Raw genomic sequence first — 12,560 nt, 5'->3', positions numbered from 1 at the left:
TCAAAAGAAGGGAAAGGGCTGGCAGGCATGCGAAGCCTGTTCAATACGGGAACTTGGTTTGCATTATCAGGTGCTTATCGGGGCATCATTTGCTGCTAGGAGTTCTGAGGCTTGCTCAGGCAACCTATCAGCAGCTCATTTCAATTTTCAATAATGGTGCTTCCGCTCACGAGCTTTATCCATTCTGTGAACGTGCCAAAAATGGCTGAAGGGCAGGCTGAAGTAAACCCAGGGAAAATCCGTTCTGGAACTTTCCTGCTGGGCTGATCGCGTTAAGGTGAGCCGTTCTGCTGCCCTGCTCAGTTGGGGCAAGTTCAATTCGCAAATACTCTAACGGGAGTTCGGGCAACCGCTCTGCCCATTCGATCGCCACAATGCCCAGCGGAAACTCCAGCCCATCCCAATAGCTTTCTACATGCAGGACTTCGACTTCGGTCGGGTCAAGGCGATAAAGATCAAGATGGTAGAGCGGGATGCGCCCCTCTGAATATTCGCTAATTAGTGTAAAGGTGGGGCTGACGATCGCTTCAGCAATACCCAGACTCTCACCTAAACCCTGAACCAGGGTTGTTTTGCCGCTGCCAAGATTGCCCTGAAGCAGCAGAATCGTTCCCGCAGGCAGCGATCGTCCCAGAAGATGACCGAGCTGATAAGTTGCGGCTGCGTCTGGCAGCAGGAGGGTGAGGGATTCGATCATAAAAAACCAGAGAAAATAATTAAGGGCACCCAGGTGGATGCCCCTCAAAATAGAGATGAAGTTAATTGCCGCTAAAGCAAATTAGCAAGCAAGCTAGTTGTCGTAAACCCGGCATTCATCCGCTTCAGGGTTAGCGTCGCAGTATTGCTGGAAAGAGGTTTGTTGGGGAGCTTCTTTTTGACGTTGGTGAGATGCCTCTGCTTGCAGTTCCTCAACTGCATCCCAGGCAGCGGCACACTCGGCAGAACCATCTCCTTTTACCTCGCAAACTGTGCGAGCTTCATCACGCTCTTTTTGAATTTCGTCTTGGATATTGCTCATAATTCTACTCAGCTAAACTGGGTTCTATTTCGTGTGCAGAGCTTTATACATTTAGCTTAACCTGATCCTCTGCTGCACCAGATCATCCTTTCGAGTGTCTTTTAGGTAAGCGCCTACTCCTACTTACGCATGAGATCTGCTTTTCCCAAAAGGATCACGTTATTTCTTAAGGTTTGTGGACAGGTTTCAAGACAAACCGACAAAAGGTTCGGCTTGTGGTGTGCGTAGACGGGCAAAGTGCCAGTACGGATAAGCACATCCCTGTCATCATACCTTGACGCAAATGAGATTCTGGTTCGCTTAGATACGAAATTCGAGCGAACTGCTTTACCGTTCCGCTTTGCCGCTAGACTGAGAGCAGGTTTTCAACGCTTTCGTGTGATTCATCATTATTAATTAAGTCAAAGATTTCTATCGCTTATACTGAGTCATCCCATGATGCAATCGATGAAGTGGGCGAGTGCTTTATCCACCCGACCGTCTCTAGAGCAAGCGGTACATGATGTCATCGAGCAAGCAACCCAGCAGCTTCAGGCAACCGCAGATCTGGCGATCGTCTTCATTTCTTCGGCGTTTGCCAGCGAATACTCGCGTCTGATGCCGCTGTTGCAGGAGCATTTGAACGTGCCAGCTCTGATTGGCTGTAGCGGTGGCGGTGTGATTGGTGTAAATCCGTCCGGGCAGATTCAGGAAGTCGAAGGGGATGCTGCTCTGAATTTGACGCTGGCACACCTTCCGGGAGTCAAGGTCAAGGCGTTTCATTTATCGGTTGAAGATTTGCCTGACCTGGATAGTCCGCCCGATACCTGGATTAATCTAATTGGCGTGCCGCCTCAGGAGCAGCCGCAATTTTTGCTGCTTGCCTCGCCGATGGCTTCTGGGGTAAATGAGCTGCTGCAAGGGCTGGATTTTGCCTATCCGGGCGCAGTCAAAGTGGGCGGGCTGGCAAGCGTGACAGCGTTCGCAGGGGCAAGCGGGCTGTTTTGCAACTATCGCCGCCATCAGGAAGGCATTGTGGGCGTGGCGTTGAGTGGAGACATTGTGCTGGAAACGATCGTGGCTCAGGGCTGTCGTCCAATCGGTCAACTGCACCGAATTGTTGAAGCAGAGCGCAATATCGTGCTGAAGGTCGAAGCGCAAATGGATGACGTGGAGCCGCTCCTTCTAGGAGGAAGTCGAGCAGGACAACCCCGGGCACCGCTCGAAGTGCTTCAGGACTTGCTGCAAACCTTGAGTGAAGACGATCGAGAGCTGGCACAGCATTCGCTTTATATCGGCGTGGCGCAAAGCGCGTTTAAGCAAAACCCAGAGCAGGGCGACTTTTTAATTCGGAATCTGCTGGGCGTTGATCCTCGGACGGGGGCAATTGCGGTAGGCGATCGAGTGCGTCCGGGGCAGCGAATTCAGTTTCACCTGCGCGATGCCAAAACATCAGGCGATGATTTGCAGCTGCTGCTCGAACGCTATCAAATGCAAACCCAGCGAACTCAGCAGCCTTCACCAATGGGTGCGCTGATGTTCTCCTGTGTCGGGCGGGGTGAGGGGCTTTACAATCAGCCTAATTTTGACTCTCAGCTTTTTAGCCGCTATATGCAGCACATTCCCCTGAGCGGATTCTTTTGTAATGGGGAGATTGGTCCCGTAGGGGGCACAACGTTTTTACACGGTTATACGTCGGTGTTTGGAATTTGTCGTCCGTCGAGTAGGGTGTAGGGAGTAGATGGGAGGTCAGGAAAGGAGGGTGGTTTGTTTTAGGGGGATTTCGATGATGAGTTCTGTGCCTTGTTGAGGAGTTGAAAAGCAGTGGATTGTGCCGCCGTGATTTTCGGTGATGATCTGGTAGCTGATCGACATTCCGATGCCTGTGCCTTTACCGATCGGTTTTGTGGTGAAAAAGGGATCGAAGATGCGCTGTTTTACCGCTTCGGGCATTCCTGGACCGTTATCTGCAATATGAACTGCCACTCGATCGGGGTCAATTTTCTGAGTGCGGATCACGATGCTGCTGGAAGCTTGATCGATCTCCTGGTGCGATCGGTGCTGATCGTGTTCTTCTAAAGCATCTAAAGCATTCACAAGAATATTCATGAAGACCTGATTGAGCTGTCCAGCGTAGCATTCAACCAGCGGTAAATCGCCATATTGCTTAATCACCCGAATGCCGGGATGCTCTGAGGTGGCTTTGAGGCGGTTTTCGAGGATGACCAGTGTGCTGTCAATGCCTTCATGGATGTCTACTGCTTTGCATTCGGCTTCATCCAAACGGGAAAAAGTTCGGAGAGAGCTGACGATCTGGCGAATGCGCTCGGCTCCCATTCTGATCGAAGACAGGAGCCGGGGTAGGTCGCTCTCCACAAACGCCAAATCGATCGCCTCAACCGTGTTTTGAATTGCCGGCAACGGGTTGGGATAGTGGGCTTGGTAGGTGTGAATCAGCTCAAGCAAGTCCTGCATATACTGTTCAGCCGGAAACAGATTGCCATAGATAAAGTTCACCGGGTTGTTGATTTCGTGGGCAATTCCGGCGACCAGTTGGCCCAGAGAAGACATTTTTTCGCTCTGGATCATTTGCAGTTGGGTATGCTGGAGTTTTTGTAGGGCTAGCTCTAGCTCTTGTGCTTTGGTCTGGCTCTGGTCATAGAGTTCTGCCTGGTTCAGGGCGATCGTCAACTGCTCCATGACTGCCTGCAACAGCTTTACCTCGTCATCCGTCCAGCAGCGGGGCGATCGGTTTTGACAGTTCATCACCCCAATTAATCCTGAAGGGATCTGCATTGGCAAGTTTAGCGATGCTGCGTAGCCCAAATCATTAAAGAGTTGCCGAACTACTGGGTCTCCAACTTGGTGTACATCTTCAATACAAACCGTATCTAAAACAAATAGCTGTTCTGCCAGGGAACCGAGCGCCGCAACCGGATAGCGGCCTAGCAGGCTGGGCTGGGCTTCTGCGGTAGCCTGTTTGACCACTTCCCAGTAAGGCTCTTCTGCATCGGGGCAGTACCAGGCAAACGAGCAGGAATCGACCTGCATAAAGCTACGAATTTCCTCAACCGCAGTCGTCAAAATAATGTCAAAGTTGAGCGAACAGCGAACCTGACTGGTGATGCAATTAAGGAGTTGTTCGCGCTGTGCCCTTTGCTGTAGGGCGACTTCTGCCTGTTTTTGCTCGGTGATGTCGCGCACGATCGTTGAAAGATATTCGGGAGTTCCATCGGCGGCTTTGTGGGCAATAATCACCTGCGAGACAGGAATTTCTCGTCCACTGCGGCTTAAGTGAGTGGATTCCCCCTGCCAAATGCCCTGCTGAATCGCGATCGGGATGCCCTGCTCCAGCACAATCTGCTTGGAATCCTCGGTAAGAATCGTTGAGATCGGCAGTCCCATTGGGGCTTCTGCTGGCGGAATCTCCAGCAAACGCTGTCCGGCACGGTTTATATAAAGGACTCGTCCCTGCATATCGGCAATACCAATCAGGTCAGAGGTAGCTTCTAGAATCGCAGTGAGTCTTGCCTGCGCCTGTTCAGCCGCTTTGCGATCGCCAATATCCCTGATGATTGACAGAGCGTGCGGCTTATCCCTGTATCGAAAAGGAACACTTGTCACTTCAACATCGATAGAGCTGCCATCTTTGTGCAGGTCAATTCCTGTGCAGAAGAACGGCTTTCCTGCCCTGATGGTTTCAACAAACTGAAAAAACTCTGGCAAAGTGTCCTGATGCACCAACTCAGAGGGACGAAGCTCGACAAACTCCTCGGCGGTGTAGCCGTGCATCCTACAGGCTGCGGGATTGACCGAAACCACTTTGCCGGTTTCCAGATCCGTGATAACAATACCATCGTTGATGGTTTCAAAAATACTGCGGTAGTGGGATTCTGCTTGCTGAAGGGCGGCTTCAGCGATTTTGCGATCGGTGATGTCAAACGCGGTGACAACAATGCGGTGAATTCTGCCGCGATCGTCTTTCAGAGGATTGAGCGTCGTAAGCCACCAAAAGTCGCGCCCGCCAAGCGGAAGATACTCCTCGTAAGTGATTGGAGTTCCTGCCTCCAGGCATCGCTGGTAATCGTGCCGCACGACTGCCCCATGCTCCTGACCCATCAGCTCTTCCGGGGTCTTGCCGACGATCGCTTCGCTGGGAATTCCGGCGCTTCTCTCAGTTGCAGGATTCCAGCCGACAAAGCGGAACTCGCCATCTTCCAGCACGTTTACCATCGTGATGCTGTGCTCGACCGCTTCATACATACTGCGAAGCAATCGCGCTTGTTCCCGCAGTTCGGCTTCAGCCCGTTTGCGATCCTTAATTTCACGCCAGGTCGTATGGAAAATTTCTCGCCCATCGATCTCAATTTTGGTCAGCAGCACCTCTACCCAGAAATCCTCGCCATCGACTCGACGATGCATCCACTCGAACCATTGACTGCGCTGATCCGCCATTGCGGCGAACATCTCTCTTGCTTTTGCCTGAGACGACTGCCCGTCAGGCTGACATTCGGGGGACATTTGGGAAAACTGAAGAGATAGCAGCTCCTCTTTGCTGCTGCACCGCATCATCTTGACTGCCGCTTGGTTACAGTCAATGACCTCCCCATCTTCTAGAAGCAGCATCGCATCTGCAGATTCATCGAACAGTTGCCGGAACAGGGTATCAGACAGTTTTCGTCCCGTTGTAGCAGCGACTAGATTGGCTGCCACACTCCCGATCGGGTTATTGCTACAGGGGGTAGGGTCAGCCGTTTCGTATGGAGAACGAGTGTTGTCCGGCATAGGAATTTTAGAGCTGAGAAGCTGATAGGCAGATGATCGATCGCCTCCTGCCCTGACCAGGTTGGAGTAGATTGAGTTACTGCTTAGAATGCCCCTTAAGCAAGTTTTCTAACAGTTCTAAAACTCCGGCTCGATAGCAATCAGGTCTCGTGCGGTAGGTCTCGTGCAACTTCTTTTTAAGTGGCTTTTGTACGCTTTTGCTCAGTCCTCAAAGAAACCTCTACTAGGGCTACGGCTGAAATCAACAAGTACGAGAAAAAGATTGGGAAAGATTGCCTGAAAAACGACTTGAAACACCAGAGCAAATATTTTAGATTGCTCAATACATAGTTGGGTAATAGTCTTTCACTCGTTAACTGCAAGATTTTGCGATTGCAGACTTTTCGAGAGAGTCCTAGTTCCTTGAGCTTGTTGTAAACAGCAGGGATATCCCGATAAATTGTGTAAAACCACTGTTGGGGCTCTTTTCCCCAATTGCTTGCTCCCAACGTACATTCTACGAAGTTTTCTTTAGTGACCAGAACGCCGCCGTGAACTGCACAATTTCCAGCCCAGTAGGCTAATCCAGCCCAGTTTTCCAGGCTACCGGGCCACATTTCAAGCGCAGCTCGGACGTATTCGGTTTGAAAAATTGTTGAAGTGATAAAAATGACTGCTCCAATATCTTCCTCAAGGCATTTCTCAAAAACTGCTTTGCCATCTCTCCAATTTTCCTCCAGGTTCGTTGGCAAATAATGCTGGAGGTGTACTTCGCCAGTTTGCTTAAGCCGACCGAAGAAATTGAGGAAAATTAGGGATAAGCCTGGCTTAGACTTAAGAGAATTCAACACATAAGCAAGCGTTCCAGGTTGAATTGGATCATCATCCCCAACAATCCATACATATTTTCCAGAAGCTTGATTTAGCAAGTATTGGAAGTTTCGCATCCATCCAAGATTTTCAGCGTTTCGATTGGTCTTAAAAACGACTTTATTGAAACGAGGACGCCACTTTTCAAATATTGCTGGGGTTTGATCTTCAGAGCAGTTATCAGAAACAATCACTTCACATTCGGACTCAAACCCTTTGATTTCCTCTTCTAGCCAGGCAAGTTGACGGTCTAATTCGCCTGCTCGATTAAACGTTGGAATGCAAACTGACAACAAGATACTCATGATAGAACCTGATAGAAATAGATTACTGGTGACATTGCAATTTACTGAAGCTTTGAAGCCGGTCAGGAGTGTAATCAAGAATAGTCGAGCCAGAAGCAAAAGTTAGATGTGTCGGTTTATCTAGATGAATCTTCCCTAGATAAACTGTCTCTGACTTGTTTTTTTCCTAGATGAGATTAGGATGGAAAGCTCTTATGTATAGCGAACCCTGTAAGCACCGCGATTCTAGCTTGAGCCCTTAGCTTGAACAGCGGCAGCTTGCAGCTACTTTATCAAACCATTACAACTCAAACTCCAATTTAAGAAGTTCGAGGAATCTGCTTCCGGCATTACTTAATTTTAAAGTTGATTTTGTATAGCGTTGCTCTGTAGAACTAGGTTCGCTCTTGCTTCTGCACCCTGTCCTTAGTCACTAAGACACAGCCAATAAGACACGGATATGAATTATGTTTGTGTAAACCTAAAGCTCGATCGCCCGATATTGTTCAATAATTCTCAAGAAATCTGCTTTGCGAATTTTTAACGTTTTACGATTGTCACCAATCCCTGTGTAAAACCACTCGCAGGAATGCCCAACGATCGCCGCATCTACAAAAGTGAGCAGCGGAGTGGTTGCTTGAAAGCCAAAGGGCGCAATGCCGCCGATCGGAAATCCCAGCTCCAGCACTTCTTTTTCGGTGGCAAATTTCAGGTGGTGGGGACTGACGCGAAGCTGAGCCGCAACCTGGCTTTTGTTGATTCGTTTTTCAGACTGAAGCAGAATAACAATAAATTCTCCAGTTTTGCGGTTGTTAAAGACGATCGTTTTAATCATGCAGTTTGGAAAGTAGCCAATTTGCTGTTTCACTTCTTCCATTGACAGCACAGGCTCGTGTTCTTCAACACTATATTCTGCCTGATATTGTTTTAGAATGCGTTCAACATTGATATAGCCGTTGACTTCTCGATATGCTTTCTGAGCCGTGACAAATGCATAGTAGCCGTTCTGACTTTTGGGATTTTCTGACAGAACGCGATCGGCATGAATAAAAGCATTGCTGGCTTCGGCATCTTCCAGCATATTGTTTGGTAGCAGTGCCATGATCATCGGGTAGGTGACGATCGATTTGATATCAAAAATTTTGTTAATTTCGCCTTCAACGCCTTCGTCAAACAGCTTGCAGAAAATGTTAAATCGGGTTTTTTCGGTGAGCTGTACTTCGAGCGAATTGTTTTCTTTATCAATTTGAGCGACAAGAGCTGTATCGCGCCAGTTTGGTGTGACTTTGAGCGTAATGGCATTGGCATTGTAGAACGACAGGAAAATGTAGCCTCCCGGTTTTAGCCACTCGTAAAAGCGACGCAGCATCGAAGCCGTATCTTCAATAAAACTGCCCATGCCAAAGCTGGCAATCACAAGATCACATCTGCCGTAAAATTGCGCTTCGTCATTCAGCCGCTCGTACTCAAAATCGTTGACCGAAAAGAAGATATTGCGAATGTCTTTTTCGCGCTTGATCGAGTTTGCCTGCGCGATCATATTCGGCGAAAAATCGTAGCTGTAGACCGATTCAAAATGTCTGTAGAGCGTGAAGCTGTGCCGCCCCGTGCCGCATCCCACATCGATCGCCACTTCGCCTCGATTTTCTGCTCTCAGCTTTCGGATTAGCTCATTGAGCAAATCTTCCTCATAGCTCATCGTCTCGCGGGTGGCAATCTTGGTGTTGTAGTAGTGTTTGTCATAAATTGGGGCAGCCACTTCTGACAGCACCAGATGAAACATTTTCTTTAAGCGTTTAATGAGCCGTTCTGCAACCACATTGACAATAAGCGAATACTGCTGATTGTTTCCGGGTAGCGGCACAAAATAATTAAATGATCGTGTATGCCTAATTTCATCGACTTCGGGAATATCAATAAAAATTAAATCTGTGTTGTCCTGCTTCAGAATTTGCACGATTTCTGAGTCAACTGATACCATTGACCACAGCGTAACTCGATCGATATTGTCCCGGTATTGTAGTCCTTTGATCGATCGGCGCAGCGCAAATTCAAACTGCGTTTCCTGATACAAGCTAAAAATAATCAGCAGTCGATAAACTCTAGACCGATAAATTTCCGAAAACTCATCATACGGCTGAGCAAATTCCAGCAGAATGCAGTTGCTTGCGTCTAGCCCTAAGAGCCCATTTGTGCCGGAATTGTCTTTGACTGAGGAATGGTAAGGCTTGACTTCAAAGAATCGATTGGTTAATCCTTCTTCTTCAAATTTTGCCCGAATGGTTGAGACAATATGAGCAACATTGACCTGTATTTCAAGTGGACTTTGAGAGAGCATTATGTTTAATATCAGTCTTGGATGGAAAGGGAACAGTGTTTTTCTAAAATTTGATTGGGTAAGGTCTTTTTAGAGGCTGCTTGAGGAGCAATTCTTGAGAAGTAATTAAGGTGCTGCGTTGTATCTCCTCAACTCCCTAATTTTGGAAAACTTTGAATCTTGAAGGAGAGGCAGGAAAGATTGGCTTTTAAGAAGGGCTAGGGAAATCTCCAGGGTTGAAAGCCTACTACAAGCTAGTTCGAATAACGATCGTGACTTTTCAAGCATCCTCTCGATCTCAAATCTATTCATGAATTGCAAGCCTTCTAACTCAGCATCTTTCGTACCTTTTCGATTTGCCTCGGCGCGTGCATCTTCTGGTAAAGCTCGATCGCCATTGTAAAACTTGCCTGGCTTTCCTCCACGAGCCGCATTTTTTGATAGGTCAGTCCAAGCTGATAGTAAACTTCTGCCAGATCTGCTTTTGCGCCAATCTGGTCGAGCAAGCTGCGGGCGTTGCGCAGATGGGCGATCCCGGTTTGAAACTGTCCCTTCGATCGTTCGATCACTGCCATGCCGTTCAATGCTTTTGCCTGCACGAGAACGTAGCGGCTTTGCTCGGCGAATTCTTGTGCGAGTCGATACATTTTGAGGGCGCGATCGGGTTCGCCCAGATTTTGATACGTGAGTCCCAGGAAGATGAGGCTGTAGCCGTATCCCCAGCTTGTGCCGTGAAAAATTTCAAACTCGCTCAGCACCTTTTGCATATATTGACGGGCGATTTGCGGTTGATGAAAGCAGGAATGCAGATACGCGAGACAAAACCAGGAACCCACTGCGTACAGATGACACTCGGTATGGAACGCGAGTTCCTGCACCTGCTCAAACAAATGCGCTGCCTCTTTCAGTTCCCACAGCTCGATCTGGCACAGTCCAGTATTAAATAAAGCCAGGATTTCCAAACTTCTAAGGTCATACTCTACGGCGATCGCTCTGGATTTTTCGTGACACTGCATCGCCTGCTGAATTCGTCCGGTAAACCAGTACAAATCGCCCAGATGGTTGTAGAGTTGGCTGAGGACGTAGCCTGGCTGAACCCGATCGATAATTTGCTCGATTGCGCTGGTCATGCGCTGCAAAATGCCAATTCGATAGGCAGCCACGCCCAAAGATTCTTCCGGTTCCCAGGGGCTATGTCGCCGATGCAAAATCACTCTGGCTGCTGCTTCATCGTCGTTGATTTGCAAGCAGTGATAGTAAGCTTCTAGGGCAGTTAGTGCGTCCTCGATCGTCCGAATGGCTCTCACCCGTGCCGTCCAAAACAGAGCCGCCTGCTGATTTGCCAGTTGCCAGTCTGGACTTGCTTTGAGTCGGGCGATCGACTCTGCCTGAATTGCCGGATGCAGCCGATACTCGCCGTGATGCGATTCCACCAAAAACCAGTCGCGCAAACAGCGCAGAATTCGCCCATGCTGCTCTTCGGGTGCGTCCCATAAGAGACCAATCATGCCTTCGGGAGGCAGGGTGGCGATATCTTGAAAGCGGTAGCAGCCCAGGCGACAAAGCAGGCGATAGGCTTCCGGGTAAAGCTGCTGAAGGCGATCGAAGTGGCTGGCAATGAGATCCTGCAAATCAGTTTCGCACAGCAAATCGTCCTGGTGTGCCTGCCAGTAGGCGGTGAGGTCGCCTTCATAGTCAAGCCGTACCGCGCTGCTGAGGATGGTCATTGCTTTGGCATTGCCGCGATATGCCCCGTGCATTTGCTCCAGCGAAGTGAGGTCGGGCGGGATGTGCTGATGCTCAAAAAACTGTGCCCAGGCAGAGAGATCAAGCTGCGGCAAAACATAAGGATGCAGGTTCACCGTTGCTTCATGGACAGGTTCGCGGCTGGTAATCAGTGTGATTGACTGTGCGGCCGGATCGGTCAGCACTTCCAGCAGAGCAACGTAATTGCGGTGAGGCTTAAGTAAATGACCGCTGCGATCGAGTGCCGTCTCAAAGTTGTCGATCAAAATTCCCACCGATTGTTGGCGCAGCTTTTGCCGCAGCCGCTCGAGTGCCAGGCGAAAATCGGCCGTTGGGTCTTCTTGGAAGTAGCGTTGCAGCCATTCCTGCACCAGCATTTCTGCCGGGATTAAGTTCTGGCTTTCCTTTGCCATCCAGCCTTCTAGCTTCAGCGTGAAGTGATGCTGCCGCAAAAATTCCGATGCCAGTGTGGTTTTTCCCAGCCCCCCTTCTCCCAGAATTAAGATTGCCTTTGCGCCTTTTTGCCGCAGTTCTTCCAGGTCGCTCATGGCGCGGGCACGTCCAACAAAGCTAATGCTTGCCACCGCGATCGAGGCAGGACGCTGGGGCAGAGTGAGATGGCTGCCATAACCCGCGACTTTGCGCCAGTCGAGCTGAAGCAGTTGGCAGCACTGCTTAAACGTTTCAATGTAGAGCGGTTTGCGCTGCATCAGCCGCTGCCAGGTGTCGAGGGCAGTGTTGCCCAGTGCCGATCGAATCACGGTGGGGCAATCGGTGGGACTATCGAGCGCGTCATCCTGCTGCATATAGAGCTGTTCGCTGACCTGAAGGATCTTTTCTAGCCCCGATCGCGAAGGCTTCAGCAAAAAGGCGGGTTCGACAATGAGCGTTGTGCCGTTTCTACGAATCACATCCACAATTTCGCCTGCGGCAATGCTGAGATTTTGAGGACAGCGAGCTAGCCACCAGGCACTATTGAAGTAAACTTGTCCGGTTCGACGCGGCTGAATTTCACGTTCAACGATCGCCTGTCCCTGCCAGGGTTCTCCTTGTTCATCAGCCGTTGATTTGTCGAATCGATCGGGTTCTAACCCGTTTGCTAGATCAAACTGCATTTTGATTAACTCCCTGATTCAGGCGGCAATGCTGGAAAAGCGATCGCAAGAGCAAAGACATTTGCTTACTGTTTGGCTTCTTTTATTCTCGCGGGTGATCGCGTAGACAGGCGGCGTTTCCGGGGAAAATCTTTAGGGTTGTCTCCGAGTCGAGCATTTCTGAGGGGAGGGTGAAATCAAACGATGAATTCAGATGAACACTGTAAATTGAATTGTGCGTGAATTAAAGCGTGAATCGTGCTCGGACACTAAAAAGTTACAGAAAAGCAAGCCTTGGGACATAGGTAATCCCATTGCCAAGCATGAGTCTACGAACTTTGAGGAACATTTTGTGAAACGTCCCTGGAGGAACATCTCGATCGAAAGACTGATTAGCGATCGAAATAAATCAAAATAAGCGGAATACAAAATCAGCTCTACGAGTGATCCGGGATGCTTATTCCCTACAACAATGGCTGTTGAAAATC

Annotated in this window: 7 protein-coding genes; 1 reads left to right on the top strand and 6 read right to left on the bottom strand. The window is 49.3% G+C overall.

The annotated features are described in order from the left end of the window. Positions 1–175 precede the first annotated feature (175 nt). Together tsaE and NDI45_RS15945 are read right to left on the bottom strand one after the other, a co-directional pair. The gene (tsaE, locus tag NDI45_RS15950; RefSeq protein WP_190792738.1) at positions 176–697 is read right to left on the bottom strand and encodes a tRNA (adenosine(37)-N6)-threonylcarbamoyltransferase complex ATPase subunit type 1 TsaE; all 522 of its coding nucleotides are present in this window, start codon (positions 695–697) and stop codon (positions 176–178) included. A gap of 93 nt (positions 698–790) precedes the next feature. Next, positions 791–1,018: a Calvin cycle protein CP12 gene (locus NDI45_RS15945; protein WP_190792737.1), complete on the bottom strand. Its 228-nt coding sequence runs from the start codon at positions 1,016–1,018 to the stop codon at positions 791–793. A gap of 435 nt (positions 1,019–1,453) precedes the next feature. Here NDI45_RS15945 and NDI45_RS15940 point away from each other — a divergent pair, with 435 nt between their 5' ends. Further along, a complete protein-coding gene (locus NDI45_RS15940) occupies positions 1,454–2,731 on the top strand; it encodes an FIST C-terminal domain-containing protein (protein WP_190792736.1) in 1,278 nt (425 codons plus the stop codon). Positions 2,732–2,746: 15 nt separating this feature from the next. Here the strand turns inward: NDI45_RS15940 and NDI45_RS15935 are convergent, their stop codons facing one another. The 4 genes from NDI45_RS15935 to NDI45_RS15920 form a co-directional block, all read right to left on the bottom strand. After that, complete coding sequence (locus NDI45_RS15935; RefSeq protein WP_348247907.1) at positions 2,747–5,782, bottom strand: PAS domain S-box protein; 3,036 nt, start codon at positions 5,780–5,782, stop codon at positions 2,747–2,749. Between the two features lie 176 nt (positions 5,783–5,958). Beyond that, on the bottom strand, positions 5,959–7,014 hold the full coding sequence (locus NDI45_RS15930) for a glycosyltransferase family 2 protein (protein WP_348247906.1): 1,056 nt from the start codon (positions 7,012–7,014) through the stop codon (positions 5,959–5,961). A gap of 382 nt (positions 7,015–7,396) precedes the next feature. Continuing rightward, positions 7,397–9,253 (bottom strand): YbaK/EbsC family protein, encoded by a 1,857-nt coding sequence (locus NDI45_RS15925; protein WP_190790956.1) that lies wholly within the window; start codon positions 9,251–9,253, stop codon positions 7,397–7,399. A 305-nt stretch (positions 9,254–9,558) separates the two neighbouring features. After that, a complete protein-coding gene (locus tag NDI45_RS15920) occupies positions 9,559–12,093 on the bottom strand; it encodes a tetratricopeptide repeat protein (protein ID WP_348247905.1) in 2,535 nt (844 codons plus the stop codon). Positions 12,094–12,560 lie beyond the last annotated feature (467 nt).

This window comes from Leptolyngbya sp. GB1-A1, from assembly GCF_039962475.1.
GTDB lineage: Bacteria > Cyanobacteriota > Cyanobacteriia > Elainellales > Elainellaceae > Leptolyngbya_A.
This window is presented reverse-complemented; position numbering and strand designations above follow the sequence as displayed.